Raw genomic sequence first — 17112 nt, 5'->3', positions numbered from 1 at the left:
TTCAGATGATTGCGCGCGTAATGCTTCTGCTTGTCGCACTGGTTAGCGCTGGCGCCCAGGCCCAGGAAATCAAAGAAAGCTACGCTTTCGCCGTACTCGGCGAACCTAAGTATGCTTTTAACTTTGATCACTTTGATTATGTGAATCCTGCTGCGCCGAAAGGCGGTCAGATGACGCTTTCCGCCATTGGTACGTTCGATAATTTCAATCGCTATTCGCTGCGCGGCAATCCCGGCGTACGTACCGAAGCCCTTTACGATACGCTTTTTACCACATCGGATGATGAACCCGGAAGCTATTACCCGCTGATTGCCGACCATGCCCGCTATGCCGCCGACTATTCCTGGGTGGAAATCTCGATTAATCCCCGCGCTCGTTTTCACGATGGCACGCCCATTACCGCCCGCGATGTGGCCTTTACCTTTCATAAGTTTATGACCGAAGGCGTACCGCAGTTCCGTCTGGTCTATAAAGGTACTACCGTGAAGGCGATTGCGCCTTTAACCGTGCGAATTGAGCTGGCGAAGCCTGGTAAAGAAGACATGCTTAGTCTGTTTTCACTACCGATCATGCCCGAAAAATTCTGGAAAAATCACAAACTCAGCGATCCACTTTCAACGCCGCCCTTAGCCAGCGGGCCATACCGGATTACTCAGTGGAAAATGGGCCAGTACATTGTCTATTCACGCGTCAAAAACTACTGGGCGGCTAATCTGCCGGTCAATCGTGGACGTTTTAACCTCGACACTATCCGCTACGATTACTACCTTGATGACAATGTCGCTTTCGAGGCGTTTAAAGCGGGCGCATTTGATCTACGGCTGGAAAACGACGCTAAAAACTGGGCAACGCGCTATATCGGTAAAAATTTCGATAATCATTACATCATTAAAGAAGAACAGAAAAACGAGTCGGCGCAGGACACACGCTGGCTGGCCTTTAATATTCAGCGCCCGGTATTTAAAGACCGGCGGGTACGTGAAGCTGTCACCCTGGCCTTCGATTTTGAGTGGATGAATAAAGCGCTGTTCTATAATGCCTGGAGCCGAACCAACAGTTACTTCCAGAATACCGAGTACGCCGCCAGAAATTACCCTAACGCCGATGAGCTGGTATTACTCGCGCCGATGAAAAAAGATCTTCCTCCTGAAGTCTTCACCCAGATCTATCAGCCGCCGGTCTCTAACGGCGACGGCTACGATCGCGAAAATCTTCTTAAAGCTGACGCCTTGTTGACGCAGGCCGGATGGGTGATCAACGGACAGCAACGGGTCAATAGCGTCACCGGTAAGCCTCTGACGTTTGAACTTCTCCTTCCTGCCAGCAGTAATAGCCAGTGGGTTCTGCCCTTCCAGCATAATCTTCAGCGTCTGGGCATTACGATGACTATCCGTCAGGTTGATAATTCTCAACTCACCAACCGGATGCGTAGCCGCGACTATGACATGATGCCGAGGCTATGGCGGGCGATGCCCTGGCCCAGCTCCGATCTACAAATCTCATGGGCGTCGGAATACATTAACTCCAGTTATAACGCTCCCGGCGTACAAAGCTCGGTGGTGGATAAACTGATCGCGCAAATTATCGCAGCGCAGGGTGATAAAGCGAAACTGGTGCCGCTGGGACGGGCGCTGGATCGCGTGCTGACCTGGAACTATTACATGCTGCCGATGTGGTATATGGCGCAAGACAGGCTCGCCTGGTGGGATAAATTCTCCCATCCGGCGATTCGCCCGGTATATACCATCGGGTTAGATACCTGGTGGTATGATGTCAACAAAGCCGCCAAGCTACCGGCAGCCAGGAGGTAGTAAGAATCAATGGGTGCCTATCTTATCCGCCGTCTGTTACTGGTGATCCCCACGCTATGGGCCATTATTACCATTAACTTTTTTATCGTGCAGATCGCTCCCGGCGGCCCTGTCGATCAAGCGATTGCCGCGATTGAATTTGGTCAGGGCGGCGCGTTGCCCGGCGCCAGCGGCGAAGGCGTTCGCGCCAGTCATGCGCAAACCGGCGTCGGCAATATCAGCGACAGCCATTATCGCGGCGGCCGGGGACTCGATCCGGAGGTGATCGCGGAGATCACCCATCGCTACGGCTTCGACAAACCGCTGCATGAGCGTTATTTCAAGATGCTACGGGACTATCTCTCTTTTGACTTCGGCGACAGTCTGTTTCGCAGCGCATCCGTACTAACGCTGATCAAAGATAGCCTTCCCGTCTCCATTACCCTGGGATTATGGAGCACGCTGATTATTTATCTGGTGTCTATCCCGCTGGGGATCCGCAAAGCCGTCCATAACGGCAGTCGCTTTGATGTGTGGAGCAGCGCGTTTATCATTATTGGTTATGCGATCCCCGCCTTTCTGTTCGCTATTTTATTAATCGTCTTTTTTGCCGGCGGCAGCTACTACGATATCTTTCCGCTACGTGGCCTGGTCTCCGCCAACTTTGACACGTTACCGTGGTACCAAAAAATCACCGATTATTTGTGGCATATTACGCTACCGGTGTTGGCGACCGTCATCGGCGGTTTTGCCGCCCTGACGATGCTGACGAAAAATTCGTTTCTCGACGAGGTGCGTAAACAGTATGTCGTTACCGCTCGCGCTAAAGGCGTGAGTGAAAAAAACATTCTCTGGAAACATGTTTTTCGTAACGCCATGCTGCTGGTGATCGCCGGGTTTCCCGCCACTTTTATCAGTATGTTTTTCACCGGCTCGTTGCTAATTGAAGTCATGTTCTCGCTCAACGGCCTGGGGCTGCTGGGTTATGAAGCAACCGTTTCGCGCGACTATCCGGTGATGTTCGGCACGCTTTATATCTTTACCCTGATTGGCTTATTACTGAATATCCTGAGCGATATCAGCTATACGCTGGTCGATCCACGCATTGATTTTGAGGGACGATAATGCCGCGATTAAGCCCGGTCAATCAGGCCCGCTGGGCGCGTTTCCGCCATAATCGCCGGGGCTACTGGTCACTATGGATTTTCCTGGTCGTGTTCAGCCTGAGCTTATGCGCGGAACTGATTGCTAACGATAAGCCATTGCTGGTGCGCTATGAAGGCCAGTGGTATTTTCCGCTGGTAAAAAATTACAGCGAGCGCGATTTCGGCGGCCCGCTGGCGACAACGGCAGACTATCAGGACCCATGGCTACAACGGCAGCTTGAGAATCGGGGCTGGGTGTTGTGGGCCCCCGTACGCTTTGGCGCCAATACCATTAATTTTGCAACCACGCAGCCTTTCCCCTCCCCGCCTTCGGCGAAAAACTGGCTGGGCACCGATGCGAATGGCGGCGACGTTTTCGCCCGCATCCTGTACGGCACCCGCATTTCTATTTTATTCGGTCTGATGTTAACGATTTGCTCCAGCGTCATGGGCGTACTGGCGGGCGCGCTACAGGGCTATTATGGCGGCAAAGTCGATTTATGGGGGCAACGTCTCATTGAAGTCTGGTCGGGAATGCCGACCCTGTTTCTGATTATTTTACTTTCCAGCGTAGTGCAGCCTAACTTCTGGTGGTTGCTGGCCATAACCGTACTGTTTGGCTGGATGAGTCTGGTGGGCGTGGTGCGCGCCGAGTTTTTACGGACCCGCAATTTTGACTATATCCGCGCCGCGCAGGCGCTTGGCGTCAGCGATCGTGACATTATCCTGCGCCATATGTTGCCTAATGCGATGGTCGCTACCCTGACATTTTTACCGTTCATTTTATGTAGCTCCATCACCACCCTGACGTCGCTGGATTTTCTGGGATTTGGTCTGCCGCTTGGCTCCCCTTCTCTCGGCGAACTTCTTTTACAGGGGAAAAACAACTTACAGGCTCCCTGGCTGGGGATCACCGCCTTTCTGTCTGTCGCCATTCTGCTATCGCTGCTGATTTTTATCGGCGAAGCGGTACGCGACGCCTTTGATCCTGCTAAGGCGGTATAAGATGACATCTCCATTGCTTGCAATTGAAAATTTATCGGTAGGTTTCCGTCAGCAACAGCACGTGCGCCCTGTCGTTAACGCCATTTCGTTACAGGTGAACGCCGGGGAAACGCTGGCGCTGGTCGGCGAGTCCGGGTCAGGAAAAAGCGTGACGGCGCTTTCCATTCTGCGTCTTTTGCCTACCCCTCCCGCCGTCTACCTCTCCGGCGATATTCGCTTTCACGGCGAATCATTGCTTCATGCCAGCGAGCAGACGCTACGCGGCGTGCGCGGCAATAAAATCGCCATGATTTTTCAGGAACCGATGGTTTCACTTAACCCGCTGCATACGCTGGAAAAACAGCTCTATGAAGTGCTGTCGCTCCATCGGGGAATGCGTCGGGAGGCGGCAAGGGCGGAGATGATCGGTTGTCTGGATCGGGTCGGTATCCGCCAGGCGAGCCAGCGTCTGCGCGATTATCCGCATCAGCTTTCCGGCGGCGAACGCCAGCGCGTCATGATAGCCATGGCGCTGTTAACACGGCCGGAATTACTGATCGCCGATGAGCCGACCACCGCCCTCGACGTCTCCGTACAGGCGCAGATCTTATCTCTACTGCGGGAACTCCAGCGCGAGCTCAATATGGGATTGCTGTTTATCACCCATAACCTCAGCATTGTAAAAAAACTGGCGGATTCAGTGGCGGTAATGCAACACGGCAAGTGCGTAGAGAACCAACGCGCCGACACGCTGCTCTCCGCGCCGACCCATCCGTACACGCAAAAACTACTCAACAGCGAACCCACTGGCGATCCGGTTCCGCTCCCCGCCGGGCAGACGCCGTTGCTGGAAGTGGACAGGCTGCGCGTCGCCTTCCCGATCCGCAAAGGCATTCTGAAGCGCGTCGTGGATCATAATGTGGTGGTTAACAATATCAGTTTCACCCTGCATCCAGGCGAAACGCTGGGTCTGGTCGGCGAGTCAGGATCGGGAAAAAGCACCACCGGTCTGGCGCTGTTACGGCTTATCCGCTCCGAAGGCCGCATCGTATTTGACGGTCAATCGCTGGATACGTTAAACCGCCGCCAGCTTTTACCTGTTCGCCACCGTATCCAGGTCGTATTCCAGGATCCGAACTCATCGCTAAACCCGCGTTTAAACGTGTTGCAAATTATCGAAGAAGGCCTGCGCGTCCACCAGCCTACGCTTTCAGGCGCGCAGCGCGAACAGCAGGTGAAAGCGGTCATGATGGAAGTCGGCCTGGACCCGGAAACGCGGCATCGTTACCCCGCTGAGTTTTCCGGCGGCCAGCGTCAACGTATCGCCGTCGCCAGGGCGCTGATTTTAAAACCGTCGCTTATTATTCTGGATGAACCGACCTCATCGCTGGATAAAACCGTTCAGGCGCAGATTCTTGCCCTCCTGAAATCGCTACAGCAAAAGCACCGTCTGGCCTATATCTTCATTAGCCACGATCTGCATGTAGTACGCGCGCTGTGCCATCAGGTTATCGTGCTGCGACAGGGGGAGGTGGTTGAACAGGGGCAATGCGAGCGCGTGTTTACCGCACCGCAACAGGCCTATACGCGTCAGCTACTCGCGTTAAGCTGACGCCTAAAAAGGATTATTGTTAGAAAAAGGTTCCGCTATCGCCACGCCGAAATTTTTCAGCCGACAGGTGGCGGCAAACTCATCCTGACGATTAACGAACAGGCACGGTTCCCCTTCGCACTCCAGCACGGAGCAAGGAACTTCAATATCGCTTAGCGCCTGGCTGAGCTTATGCATCACTGACCACGCGCTATCGCCTGCCGGACTCAACAGTTTAAGCGCCACCAGACTATTCTCGGTGCTCTGCCCGTTTTGCGGAATCGGTTCAACCTTTGACCCCGCAAAACCCGCCGACCAGCGATAGTTTTGCGGCAGACGGTGAACAATTGAGAGCTGTAATGTATTCACTTTCTTTCCCCGGAAGCACAATTACTTCACAATTTACTTACATTTATATTAACACATCATTGACAACCCGTCCTTAAACAGATTGCTAACGCCCTTCTCTCCGTCAGTGGCTCTACAGCAAGCGGGAGTTAAAATAGTTTTACCGACGCGGAGATAGCGGCGGGCTATATGTACCCGTTTCTGCGATCTAACTCAACCTTTTTAACTACAATGATGTGACTTTTTACATAAATGGATTTTACATAAAATAAACATAAAGGAGGAAAATGATGAATTGGTAATTGATATACATCAACTATGAAAGTCGTTTGGCTTTGCCATCGTGTAGCGGATAGCGTCCCCCAACGCCGCCTGCGCATTCTTCGGTGCCATTGAGGGACAGCGCGCCCGTCACCGTTTTTTGGGACGGCTGGCGTAGAGATAAAACAGAATGGAACAGGCGGCGCAAAGCGCAATCGACCAAATCATCGGCCACGCACTGGTAAAGGTAGCCAGCGACAGCAACGCGCCGACGATAGCGCCAATACCAAAGCGGAAAGTGCCCGCCAACGAAGACGCCGTTCCGGCCATATGCGGAAACTCATCCAAAATGACCGCCATCGCATTGGACGAAACCATCGACACACAGCCGACAAACGCCGCAACGCCGACCACCAGCGCCCAGAATCCAATGCCCATCAGCGCGCTGAAAACCATCCACACCGCCATCGCAAACTGAATCCATAGCCCGGCCCGAAACATGTTTAGCGCCCCTACCCGTCTGACAAAACGGCTGTTGATAATCGTCATCACAAACAGAAATACGATGTTCAACGCGAAGTAGTAGCCGAAATCCTGCGGCGGAACATGATTAATTTCGATATAGACAAACGGCCCCGCGCTCAAAAAAGAGAACATACCGGCAAAACTAAACCCGCTCGCCAGCATATAGCTCAGTACGCGTTTGTGGCGAAACAACGCCGCAAAGTTACCTATTGTGGTACGAATATGAAAAGGCTGACGCCGCTCAACGGGCAGCGTCTCTTTAATCAGAGCAAAGATCATGACTGACGCCAGAATCGCCGCAATGGCCAGTATCCAGAAGATATAGTGCCAGCTTAACCATACCAACACCCAGCCGCCGACAATGGGCGCCATTAACGGCGCTATCGTAGTGACCAGCATGACAAATGACATCATGCGCGAAAACTCTTCCTTTGGATAAATATCCCGCATCAGCGCATTGATGACGACGCTTGCCGCCGCGGCCGCCAAACCGTGAAAGAAACGCATCACGATCAGTTGATCGATAGTCTGCGCCAACGCACAGGCGACCGCCGCAGCGGCAAATACCAGCGTCCCGCCCAGGATGACCGGCTTACGCCCGAGGCTATCCGCCATCGGTCCATAGATAAGCTGCCCCAGCGCAAACCCCAGAATATAGGTGCTGAGCGTCATCTGCGCGCTACCGGCAGGCACGCCGAATTGCGCAGAAATCACCGGCAGCGCTGGAAGATACATATCAATCGACAGCGGCATTAACATGGCCAACAGGCCAAGGATAAAGACAATGGCAAAGGAAGAGTGCTGCCGGGTGGTCACATCGAACTCCTGAATTTAACGAGATAGTTAGCCGACGCTGGCGATTTCTTCTTCAGTCAACGGGCGGTACTCGCCGGGAGCCAGATTCTCATCCAGCGTAATGGCGCCAATCCGTTCGCGGTGCAGTTCCACAACGCGATTGCCTACTGCGGCAAACATCCGCTTCACCTGATGATAACGGCCTTCGCTGATGGTCAGACGGACCTGCACAGGCGTTATCACCTCCAGCGTAGCGGGTTTAGTGAGATCTTTTTCATTATGCAACTGCACGCCTTTCGCAAATTGCGCTGCCGTATCGTCGGCCACCGGCGACTCCAGGGTCACCAGATAGGTTTTTTCACAGTGATGGCGCGGCGACGTAATGCGGTGCGACCATTGACCGTCATCTGTCATTAACACCAGACCGGTAGTATCGATATCCAGACGTCCTGCGGCATGCAGCTTATACGCCACCGGCTCATCCAGGAAATACAGTACCGTTGGATGATCGGGATCATCGGTTGAACAAACGTATCCCTGCGGCTTGTTAAGCATAAAATAGCGTGGCCCGTGTTGCTGCGCTAAGGGATTGCCGTCATACGCAACCGCATGTTCCGGGAGCAGTTTGAAGGCCGCATTTTTAATGATGTCGCCATCGACGGTAACGCGGTTACCACGAATTTCACGCCCGGCAATAGCGCGGCTGACGCCAAGCTGCTGAGCGATAAATTTATCAAGTCGCATGTGTGTGATTTAGCCTGTAATAATACGGAAATCGGGCATTCTACCCGAAAAAAGGGAATTGCTATCCGCTCAGTATAGCGGGCTAACTATATCCCTCAAGGGAAATGATTCATGGCATACTATTCCCGGAACCGTTTAACGTAGTGAGACCATGATTTTTACACTCCGCCCCTACCAGCAAGAAGCCGTAGACGCCACGCTCAGCCACTTTCGCCGCCACCGTACGCCCGCCGTGATTGTTCTGCCGACCGGCGCAGGTAAAAGCCTGGTGATTGCCGAACTGGCGCGCGTCGCCCGCGGACGGGTACTGGTGCTGGCGCATGTGAAAGAGCTGGTCGCGCAGAACCACGCCAAATATTGCGCGCTGGGGCTGGAAGCGGATATTTTCGCCGCCGGACTCAAACGTAAAGAGAGTCAGGGCAAAGTCGTGTTCGGCAGCGTACAGTCGGTGGCGCGTAATCTTGACGCCTTCCAGGAGGAGTTTTCGCTGTTGATTGTCGATGAATGCCACCGCATCGGTGACGATGAAGACAGTCAGTATCAGCAAATCCTCACTCACCTGAGTAAAGTTAATCCTCACTTACGTCTGCTTGGGCTCACCGCCACGCCTTTTCGCCTCGGAAAAGGCTGGATTTATCAATTTCATTATCACGGTATGGTGCGCGGCAACGACAACGCTCTGTTTCGCGACTGTATTTATGAACTGCCGCTGCGCTATATGATTAAACACGGCTATCTGACGCCGCCTGAGCGGCTTGATATGCCAGTGGTCCAATACGATTTCAGCCGCCTGCAGGCCCAAAGCAATGGGCTGTTCAGCGAAGCCGACCTGAACCGCGAGCTGAAAAAGCAGCAGCGGATTACGCCGCACATCATCAGCCAGATTATGGAATTTGCGCAAACGCGCAAAGGCGTGATGATTTTCGCCGCCACGGTCGAACATGCGAAAGAGATTGTCGGTCTGCTTCCGGTGGACGACGCGGCGCTGATTACCGGCGATACGCCAGGGCCCGAGCGCGACGCGCTGATTGATAATTTCAAGGCGCAGCGTTTTCGCTATCTGGTTAACGTCTCGGTGCTGACCACCGGCTTTGACGCCCCACACGTTGATCTCATCGCGATTCTACGTCCCACCGAGTCAGTTAGTCTTTACCAACAAATTGTCGGGCGTGGTCTGCGCCTTGCGCCGGGAAAGACCGATTGCCTGATTCTTGATTACGCAGGCAACCCGCACGACCTGTATGCCCCGGAGGTCGGTAGCCCGAAGGGAAAAAGCGATAACGTCCCTGTCCAGGTATTTTGCCCGGCCTGCGGCTTTGCCAACACCTTCTGGGGGAAAACCACTGCCGACGGCACGCTGATTGAACACTTTGGCCGTCGCTGCCAGGGCTGGTTTGAGGATGACGACGGCCATCGCGAGCAGTGCGATTTTCGCTTTCGCTTCAAAAACTGCCCGCAGTGTAATGCCGAAAACGATATTGCCGCCCGACGCTGCCGGGAATGTGACGCCATTCTGGTCGACCCGGACGATATGTTAAAAGCGGCGCTCAGGCTCAAGGATGCGTTAGTCCTGCGCTGTAGCGGAATGACGATGCAGCATGGGCAGGATGAGAAAGGCGAATGGCTGAAAATCACTTACTATGACGAGGACGGCGCGGATGTCAGTGAGCGCTTCCGCTTGCACACGCCCGCCCAGCGTACCGCTTTCGAACAGCTATTTATTCGCCCGCATACGCGCACGCCCGGCGTTCCTTTACGCTGGATCACGGCGGCGGATATTGTCGCGCAGCAGGCGCTGTTGCGGCATCCCGATTTTGTGGTCGCGCGGATGAAAGGCCAGTACTGGCAGGTGCGTGAAAAAGTGTTCGACTATGAAGGCCGCTTCCGCCGGGCGCACGAATTACGTGGTTAATTGTACTTTTCATTGATGTAACGGCGATTTGAGTATAGAATCCCGCCCGCCTTTGCATACGCAAAGCAGATCACTTACCTGTTGCTGGGTCGCCTGTAGCAGGAATTATTAAAGAGAGATTTAAATGTTTACTATCAACGCAGAAGTACGTAAAGAGCAGGGTAAGGGTGCGAGCCGCCGCCTGCGCGCCGCTAACAAGTTCCCGGCAATCATCTACGGCGGTTCTGAAGCCCCGATTGCTATCGAACTGGACCACGACCAGGTGATGAACATGCAAGCTAAAGCTGAATTCTACAGCGAAGTTCTGACCCTCGTTGTTGACGGTAAAGAAGTAAAAGTTAAAGCTCAGGCTGTACAGCGTCACGCTTACAAACCGAAGCTGACTCACATCGACTTCGTTCGCGCGTAATCGCCTGGAAGTTGAAGAAAAACCCCGCCCCGGCGGGGTTTTTTTATGCGTTTAATTGAATTTGACGACATGCAGAGCAACGAGAACCCACTTTGCTTTTCTGCGTTCTTACACCTCGCCATATTCAATTAGCGCCTCCCCTAATCGAGGATCTGTAGTTTCCGCCGCGGTATTCATACTTTTAAGCCGATTGAATAATGCCCGTTGACGAACGCTGGCACTTTCTGGTTTCCATGGCAAAATTCGTATTGGTATAGTTTGCCCGTCATTCAACGCATCAAATACCTTTTCATTGGTCAGTAAGTCGCCGCAGCTCCATGTCTTGCTATCAAACTGAAAATCAAATAAGACATGGAGCTCCAGTTCATCTACACGCACTTGACGCTTTGCATTATCGATGCGTATTTCCACCTTCTCTTTATGCGTCAAAGTTGCATCAAGATTGAGTCCATACCGTTTCAACTGCCCCTTGTCGTAATAGTAACGTATGCTGGACCAGGTTGATTTAAAAGCAAATCCAGTAATGAATAAACCACTTAACAAGAACAGCGGGCATATGAACAAGCTCAGTAACCAGTTGGCGCCATAAGTATAAAACAGTACCAACGAGAGAACGGTGAACACCATCCCGAGCACCAACATCATCAAAAATGCGACAATGTGCGCATACAAAACCTGCCGAAATAAACTGAAATTAACAGGCGGCTTCTGACGTATTCCTTTACTCACTACGGCGTCCTTTTATGTCGTATGCCTTTATTTCCCGCCCGACGTGCGTCGCTGCAACTGATCGCGCAGATTCGGCGGCGTCCCTTTGATAGTCAGGGTATCGGTCGCCGGGTCCCAGAAAATCCGCTCGCCCAGCAGCATCGCATCAAAGTTAATCGTTAACCCGCCGCCGCTGCCGGCATATTTGGTTAGCTGGCGCAGCGTACTGCGATCCGCCGGAAAGCTCTCTTCCAGCTCATAGCCTTTTTCGGCGGTAAATTCGCTGAAGCTGACTTCACTGACGCCGGAAAGCTCTTTAGACAGCGATTCCAGCTCAATCTCTTCCCCGGCTTGTAATTGCTCGTTGCAGTAGCTGTACACCTGCTGGCGCACGTTCTGACGTTCTGCTTTATCCAACTGCGCTTCTGCGGTGAAATCATCCACTGCCTGCAACAGGCCGCGATTCTGCGCTTTGGCGTTCAACCCTTCGCTGGCACCGAGGAAATCCATAAAGAAGTCAGCGACCTTGCGCCCTACCCGACCTTTGAGAAACGTCAGATAGCGGGTCGATTGCGGATTAGTTTCCCACTCGGTAAGATCGATACGCGCCACGATATCCGCATGGTTGATATCAAGATAATGCGTCGGGTTAATGTCCAGATTTTCATTGACCCGCATACTACTCAGGTTGTTCAGTACCGTAACCAGCAGATACTCCACCGCCAGGTAACGATAATGGCAGAACAATACAATGCCGCCGTCCGCAAAGGGATATTTCGCCAGTTCGTCACGCAGGCGTCCGGTCGCCGCCCGGCTAAAGGCAAGAAAATCTTCTTCCCCCTGACGTTGCAACCGCAGCGCTTGCGCCAGTTCACTCTCTTCATTAAACAGGCCATACGCCTTATTCTTGGCGCTATAGACCCGATGCAGTTCAGCCACCATCTCGACAACGGTGGTTGTCGGCTCCAGCAATGAATCGCGCAAGACCAGCTCAAGATTTTGCTCATCGCGCTTGATAAGCTGGTGCAGGGCAATCTGGTTGATATCCAGACTCATGATAAACTCTCCTTTAAGACCGGGCGGTATTCAACCACCGCCTGCCGGAAGACGCAAGCAATCGCCCTGTCATTTCAGGCGTTATCCGTAACGCGAATGATTTAGGGGATAAAAATGCAGAAAAAAAACTGTTGCTACGGTAATATGTTGCCCTTTCATGAACAAACAGATTTTGATTTATGCCACAACTCTCCCGCTATAGTGATGAACATGTTGAACAACTGCTGAGCGAACTGCTCAGTGTACTGGAAAAACATAAGGCGCCGACCGATCTTTCCCTGATGGTGCTGGGAAATATGGTCACCAACCTTATCAACACCAGCGTTGCGCCGGCTCAACGCCAGGCGATTGCGAACTCTTTTGCCCGCGCCTTGCAGTCTTCGATTAGCGAAGACAACGCGCACTAAAAAGCCGACTCCGGAGAAACAAGCGACAGGTATGGTAACTCATCGTCAGCGCTACCGTGAAAAAGTCTCCCAGATGGTTAGCTGGGGGCACTGGTTCGCTCTGTTCAATATACTGTTGGCTACGTTGCTCGGCAGCCGTTACCTGTTTGTCGCCGACTGGCCGACAACGCTTGCGGGTCGCATATACTCCTACCTGAGCATTGTCGGGCACTTTAGCTTTCTGGTGTTCGCCACCTATTTGCTTATTCTTTTTCCGCTCACGTTTATCGTGATGTCCCAGCGGCTGATGCGGTTTTTATCAGCCATTCTGGCGACCGCGGGTATGACGTTGTTGCTTATCGACAGCGAAGTCTTTACCCGTTTTCACCTGCATCTTAATCCCATTGTCTGGGAGCTGGTCATCAACCCTGACCAGAACGAAATGGCGCGCGACTGGCAGCTTATGTTTATTAGCGTGCCGGTTATCTTATTGATTGAGATGCTATTTGCGACATGGAGTTGGCAAAAGCTGCGCAGTCTCACGCGCCGTCGCCATTTCGCAAGGCCGCTTGCGGCATTCTTTTTCGTCTCCTTTATCGCATCGCATCTTATCTACATCTGGGCAGACGCTAATTTTTACCGGCCGATTACCATGCAGCGGGCAAACCTGCCGCTCTCTTATCCGATGACGGCGCGACGTTTTCTTGAAAAACACGGTCTGCTGGATGCGCAGGAATATCAGCGCCGTCTGGTAGAGCAAGGCAATCCGGAAGCGGTCTCCGTACAGTACCCGCTCAGCAATTTGCACTATCGCGATATGGGCACCGGTCAGAATGTGCTGCTCATTACCGTAGACGGCCTTAACTATTCTCGCTTTGAGAAGCAGATGCCGGAGCTGGCTACATTTGCCGAGCAAAACATCGACTTCACCCGTCATATGAGTTCAGGGAATACCACTGATAACGGTATTTTCGGCCTGTTCTATGGCATATCGCCAGGCTATATGGATGGCGTATTATCCACCAGAACCCCTGCGGCGCTCATTACCGCGTTGAATCAGCAAGGCTACCAACTGGGACTGTTTTCTTCGGATGGCTTCGCCAGCCCGCTTTATCGTCAGGCATTACTGTCCGATTTCTCGATGCCGACAGCGCAGACGCAGTCTGATGCGCAAACGGCCAGCCAGTGGATAGACTGGCTTGGGCGCTACGCACAGGAAGATAACCGCTGGTTCTCATGGGTATCGTTTAACGGTACTAACATTGATGACAGTAATCAGAAGAATTTTGTTAAGCGTTACGCCAGCGCCGCCAGCGACGTGGATGCGCAAATCAATCGGGTTCTGAACGCGCTGCGAGAGGCCGGTAAATTCGACAATACCGTCGTGATCATTACCGCAGGACGCGGCATACCGTTGACGCCGGAAGAAAATCGCTTCGACTGGTCGCAAGGTCATCTGCAAGTACCGCTGGTGATCCACTGGCCGGGGACGCCTGCGCAGCGTATTAACGTGCTTACCGATCATACCGATGTGATGACCACGTTGATGCAACGCCTGTTACATGTCAGCACGCCAGCGAACGAATATTCACAGGGCCAGGACATCTTTACCGTTCCACGTCGTCATAACTGGGTAACGGCGGCAGACGGCAGTACGCTGGCAATCACGACGCCGCAAATGACCCTGGTGCTCAATAATAACGGTCATTATCAGACCTATGACTTACACGGCGAGAAGATCAAAGATCAGAAGCCGCAGCTCAGTCTGCTGCTGCAAGTGCTAACAGAAGAGAAACGTTTTATCGCTAACTGATTAATTATAAATCAGTTAGCACCGTTTCCCCTTGCATTCGCGTTGGAAAGAGGTAGTATTAGCACCCACAAGTCGGCACGTAGCGCAGCCTGGTAGCGCACCGTCATGGGGTGTCGGGGGTCGGAGGTTCAAATCCTCTCGTGCCGACCAAAATTCCCCTTAAAAACCAGCCTCTCAGGGCTGGTTTTTTTATGCCTACAATTAAAAAGTTAGCTGATGCCAGAGACGTTATTTTGCATGAACTGATTTTGCATAAACTGATCGGACACCTTTCCCGTGCAGTGGTCAACGTAAAGTCAATGCAGGCAAATAACGTAAACCATTTTTGTACTAAAACAGAAAAAGCGCATCTATACCCTATGCTGGAAGAAATGTTTGTAGTGGCAGGTAAATGAGTAAGCAATCTGTCGCAGCAATAATAAAACGTTCTGGTAAGGTAAACGGCCTACCACTTCTTTGTCACTAACAATTAGCCTCCCTGTCGCCATAGGGTCGATAATGATCGGCTAGTCACAACACGTTTTTGTAGACAACGTACGGTGATTAATTACTCCTTCAGCCAGCAACTCGCTAATTGTTATTCAACTTTAGAAATTATAACTAATTGAAGCACCTACAAAATTATGCCCTGAATTTTTATCCGTGAGTGATCCATTCGAGAAATGCCGGATATAAGCTTCTGTAGAAAAAGCCCCAAAGTTCCAGCCAAGAAACGCTTTTTCTCCAAAGGTAAATGCAGAATTGACACGCATATCATCTCGCGACTTAGATTTTATATAAGCCCCCAGACCAATACCGGTATAGATACCAGCGAAATGAACCAGCGCCACATCCTTCGAGATACCCAATACACCCTGGTTATATTTATTGCAGGGAACGCTGCCAGAATGTTTACTGCAATCATCGCTACCCTTAGCCTTAAATCCTCCTAACTCCAGATTATTTCTTGCCTGTAAAAAGAAAAAATCGCTGGGTTCACTGTATGTCAGAAATGCCGTATATAAGTGCTCAACCCCTCCTCTTCTTATACTTTCTCCCGCAGCAAAAGAGATCTGATGCTTGTTGCCCTTGCCAAAAAAAACATTATCATTAGCAGAACATGCGAATGCACAAAGTAATAATATATATATAAATATTCTCTTCATATACACTCCACCACCATTTCAATGTCAATAGTTATTTTTAACCGGCTAACATATTTAAAATTTTCTACGCCACGCTTACGCTCACAGAAACGGCTGATATAGCATCCAGTATTAATATTATTGTCATAATTACTCCAACCAGCATTTTTGATGCAAACAGGCTGGACATGGACTGTGTGCAGAAATCAAAACATACTCACTACGCTTTCCCCTTGAGTCGCCCCAACGGGTGCTCAAAACGCCGCGAGTGTTGTTCAGGCACATCCAGGATAAGTTATAAGTGAATGACTCTCATTCCTGACCACATTTTCATTTATGATAAGAATATCGTCAGAATCTCTTTATCGCATAAAAATACCTCTGCTATTGACTTAATATTTAATTTAACAATGTCGCGGTTTATTCGTTCTGCTCAGATGTATTTCATTGACATTAATAAAACCATAAATAAATTCAATTAAAATAATTTGTTAATAATGAAAAGCTTTAGATGCTATGACTTTTAATAAGGAATTTCCTGCCAGTAAAGATAGTCTGGACTTACGGGGGCAAGGGCGCAGCTACATATGCCACACTTCTGTTATGTCACATTGTCCGAAAAAAGCGTCCAGACCAGCATTCAACTTCAGGGAGTATTCTGTTTTCTCTCACAACGGGTTGTTTTATCCTTTCTATCGTTCAGCTAATGACTCGCCTGTCACAGGTTTTACTACTTACCCATGCACTAATTAGGGTAAAATTTACGCGCTTGACAATGTGGCAAATCTGGACGATTTCCGCGCTGAAAACAATAATCATTCTAATAAAACTCAGGAGATATAGCATGCCTGAAGTAACACCTTTTCAGGTGCTTATTGTGGACGACCATCCACTTATGCGGCGAGGTATTCGTCAATTACTGGAACTGGACCCGGCTTTTTATGTCGTTGCCGAAGCGGGTGACGGGGCGAGTGCGATCGATCTGGCGAATCGCATTGAGCCCGATCTGATCCTGCTGGATCTGAATATGAAAGGTCTGAGCGGGTTAGATACCCTGAACGCGCTACGCCGGGATGGTGTGACGGCGCAAATTATTATTCTTACCGTCTCGGATTCCGCCAGCGACATCTACGCGCTGATCGACGCCGGCGCCGACGGTTATCTGCTCAAAGATAGCGATCCGGAAGTGCTGCTGGAGGCCATTCGCAAAGGCGCTAACGGCGGTAAAGTCTTTAGCGATCGGGTCAATGAATATCTGCGTGAGCGCGAACGGTTTGGCGCGCAGGAAGATCCCTTTAGCATCCTGACCGAACGAGAGTTAGATGTCTTGCATGAGCTGGCGCAGGGGCTTTCTAACAAACAGATTGCGTCAGTACTGAATATTTCTGAGCAGACGGTTAAGGTGCACATTCGTAATCTACTTCGCAAACTAAACGTGCGCTCGCGCGTCGCGGCGACCATTCTATTTTTACAAACACGCGGAATGCAGTAACAAGCCAGGCCCGATGGCGCCACGCCACC

At 51.4% G+C, this 17112-nt stretch carries 16 protein-coding genes, 1 tRNA gene and 1 pseudogene; 12 read left to right on the top strand and 6 right to left on the bottom strand.

Annotated features, from left to right (window positions below; translation table 11 throughout):
* Positions 1-5: 5 nt before the first annotated feature.
* From EOS98_RS07880 to yejF, 4 genes are read left to right on the top strand one after another with little or no spacing between them, the layout of a single operon-like run.
* Positions 6-1811, top strand: a complete 1806-nt coding sequence (locus tag EOS98_RS07880) for an extracellular solute-binding protein (protein WP_126523954.1) — start codon at positions 6-8, stop codon at positions 1809-1811.
* A 9-nt stretch (positions 1812-1820) separates the two neighbouring features.
* Positions 1821-2915 (top strand): microcin C ABC transporter permease YejB, encoded by a 1095-nt coding sequence (locus EOS98_RS07875; protein ID WP_000501623.1) that lies wholly within the window; start codon positions 1821-1823, stop codon positions 2913-2915.
* Positions 2915-3940, top strand: coding sequence for an ABC transporter permease (locus EOS98_RS07870; RefSeq protein WP_031567693.1), 1026 nt, complete (start codon positions 2915-2917; stop codon positions 3938-3940). Before EOS98_RS07875 ends, EOS98_RS07870 begins: the two co-directional genes overlap by 1 nt.
* Position 3941: 1 nt before the next feature.
* Entirely contained in the window at positions 3942-5531 is a 1590-nt protein-coding gene (gene yejF / locus EOS98_RS07865) for a microcin C ABC transporter ATP-binding protein YejF (RefSeq protein WP_000203619.1), read from the top strand.
* Between the two features lie 3 nt (positions 5532-5534).
* On the opposite strand, the gene EOS98_RS07860 is transcribed toward yejF, so the two are convergent.
* From EOS98_RS07860 to rsuA, 3 genes are all read right to left on the bottom strand, one after another.
* Complete coding sequence (locus tag EOS98_RS07860) at positions 5535-5879, bottom strand: YejG family protein (RefSeq protein ID WP_001094639.1); 345 nt, start codon at positions 5877-5879, stop codon at positions 5535-5537.
* Between the two features lie 390 nt (positions 5880-6269).
* The gene (locus EOS98_RS07855; protein ID WP_000213349.1) at positions 6270-7460 is read right to left on the bottom strand and encodes a Bcr/CflA family multidrug efflux MFS transporter; all 1191 of its coding nucleotides are present in this window, start codon (positions 7458-7460) and stop codon (positions 6270-6272) included.
* 27 nt (positions 7461-7487) lie between these two features.
* A complete protein-coding gene (rsuA, locus tag EOS98_RS07850; protein WP_001234836.1) occupies positions 7488-8183 on the bottom strand; it encodes a 16S rRNA pseudouridine(516) synthase RsuA in 696 nt (231 codons plus the stop codon).
* 151 nt (positions 8184-8334) lie between these two features.
* Here rsuA and EOS98_RS07845 point away from each other — a divergent pair, with 151 nt between their 5' ends.
* Both EOS98_RS07845 and rplY read left to right on the top strand, forming a co-directional pair.
* The gene (locus tag EOS98_RS07845; RefSeq protein ID WP_126523953.1) at positions 8335-10095 is read left to right on the top strand and encodes a DEAD/DEAH box helicase; all 1761 of its coding nucleotides are present in this window, start codon (positions 8335-8337) and stop codon (positions 10093-10095) included.
* 124 nt (positions 10096-10219) lie between these two features.
* Positions 10220-10504 carry a 50S ribosomal protein L25 gene (gene rplY / locus EOS98_RS07840; protein ID WP_000494192.1) on the top strand — a complete coding sequence of 95 codons (285 nt, stop codon included), beginning with the start codon at positions 10220-10222 and terminating at the stop codon, positions 10502-10504.
* A gap of 108 nt (positions 10505-10612) precedes the next feature.
* On the opposite strand, the gene EOS98_RS07835 is transcribed toward rplY, so the two are convergent.
* Entirely contained in the window at positions 10613-11233 is a 621-nt protein-coding gene (locus EOS98_RS07835) for a hypothetical protein (RefSeq protein WP_000033433.1), read from the bottom strand.
* A 27-nt stretch (positions 11234-11260) separates the two neighbouring features.
* Complete coding sequence (gene yejK / locus EOS98_RS07830) at positions 11261-12268, bottom strand: nucleoid-associated protein YejK (protein WP_000050806.1); 1008 nt, start codon at positions 12266-12268, stop codon at positions 11261-11263.
* Between the two features lie 179 nt (positions 12269-12447).
* Here yejK and EOS98_RS07825 point away from each other — a divergent pair, with 179 nt between their 5' ends.
* The 5 genes and pseudogenes from EOS98_RS07825 to EOS98_RS07810 all read left to right on the top strand — a co-directional run bounded on the left by EOS98_RS07825 (position 12448) and on the right by EOS98_RS07810 (position 14862).
* Complete coding sequence (locus EOS98_RS07825) at positions 12448-12675, top strand: YejL family protein (protein WP_001135904.1); 228 nt, start codon at positions 12448-12450, stop codon at positions 12673-12675.
* 31 nt (positions 12676-12706) lie between these two features.
* Positions 12707-14467, top strand: a complete 1761-nt coding sequence (gene yejM / locus EOS98_RS07820) for an LPS biosynthesis-modulating metalloenzyme YejM (RefSeq protein ID WP_000256155.1) — start codon at positions 12707-12709, stop codon at positions 14465-14467.
* 73 nt (positions 14468-14540) lie between these two features.
* Positions 14541-14617, top strand: a tRNA-Pro gene (locus tag EOS98_RS07815).
* Positions 14573-14665 (top strand): annotated as a pseudogene (locus EOS98_RS24805) (hypothetical protein); the annotation flags it as partial. The gene EOS98_RS07815 and the pseudogene EOS98_RS24805, both read left to right, overlap by 45 nt.
* Positions 14659-14862 (top strand): DinI-like family protein, encoded by a 204-nt coding sequence (locus EOS98_RS07810; protein WP_126524423.1) that lies wholly within the window; start codon positions 14659-14661, stop codon positions 14860-14862. The pseudogene EOS98_RS24805 and the gene EOS98_RS07810, both read left to right, overlap by 7 nt.
* A 192-nt stretch (positions 14863-15054) precedes the next feature.
* On the opposite strand, the gene pagL is transcribed toward EOS98_RS07810, so the two are convergent.
* Positions 15055-15618, bottom strand: a complete 564-nt coding sequence (pagL, locus tag EOS98_RS07805; protein ID WP_000281868.1) for a lipid A 3-O-deacylase PagL — start codon at positions 15616-15618, stop codon at positions 15055-15057.
* A gap of 817 nt (positions 15619-16435) precedes the next feature.
* Between pagL and narP the strand changes: the two genes are divergently transcribed.
* A complete protein-coding gene (gene narP / locus EOS98_RS07790; protein ID WP_001115500.1) occupies positions 16436-17083 on the top strand; it encodes a nitrate/nitrite response regulator protein NarP in 648 nt (215 codons plus the stop codon).
* Positions 17084-17112 lie beyond the last annotated feature (29 nt).

This window comes from Salmonella sp. SSDFZ69 (genome assembly GCF_004010755.1).
In the GTDB taxonomy this organism is placed as follows: Bacteria; Pseudomonadota; Gammaproteobacteria; order Enterobacterales; family Enterobacteriaceae; genus Salmonella; species Salmonella enterica.
The sequence above is the reverse complement of the archived record's forward strand: the minus strand, read 5'-3'. Positions and strand labels throughout refer to the sequence as shown.

Coding starts and splice junctions, on each gene's coding strand:
- EOS98_RS07825 (WP_001135904.1), top strand. CDS start 12,448: ATGCCACAACTCTCCCGCTATAGTGATGAACATGTTGAACAACTGCTG.
- yejF (WP_000203619.1), top strand. CDS start 3,942: ATGACATCTCCATTGCTTGCAATTGAAAATTTATCGGTAGGTTTCCGT.
- EOS98_RS07875 (WP_000501623.1), top strand. CDS start 1,821: ATGGGTGCCTATCTTATCCGCCGTCTGTTACTGGTGATCCCCACGCTA.
- yejM (WP_000256155.1), top strand. CDS start 12,707: ATGGTAACTCATCGTCAGCGCTACCGTGAAAAAGTCTCCCAGATGGTT.
- yejK (WP_000050806.1), bottom strand. CDS start 12,268: ATGAGTCTGGATATCAACCAGATTGCCCTGCACCAGCTTATCAAGCGC.
- rplY (WP_000494192.1), top strand. CDS start 10,220: ATGTTTACTATCAACGCAGAAGTACGTAAAGAGCAGGGTAAGGGTGCG.
- EOS98_RS07810 (WP_126524423.1), top strand. CDS start 14,659: ATGCCTACAATTAAAAAGTTAGCTGATGCCAGAGACGTTATTTTGCAT.
- EOS98_RS07845 (WP_126523953.1), top strand. CDS start 8,335: ATGATTTTTACACTCCGCCCCTACCAGCAAGAAGCCGTAGACGCCACG.
- EOS98_RS07880 (WP_126523954.1), top strand. CDS start 6: ATGATTGCGCGCGTAATGCTTCTGCTTGTCGCACTGGTTAGCGCTGGC.
- rsuA (WP_001234836.1), bottom strand. CDS start 8,183: ATGCGACTTGATAAATTTATCGCTCAGCAGCTTGGCGTCAGCCGCGCT.
- narP (WP_001115500.1), top strand. CDS start 16,436: ATGCCTGAAGTAACACCTTTTCAGGTGCTTATTGTGGACGACCATCCA.
- EOS98_RS07870 (WP_031567693.1), top strand. CDS start 2,915: ATGCCGCGATTAAGCCCGGTCAATCAGGCCCGCTGGGCGCGTTTCCGC.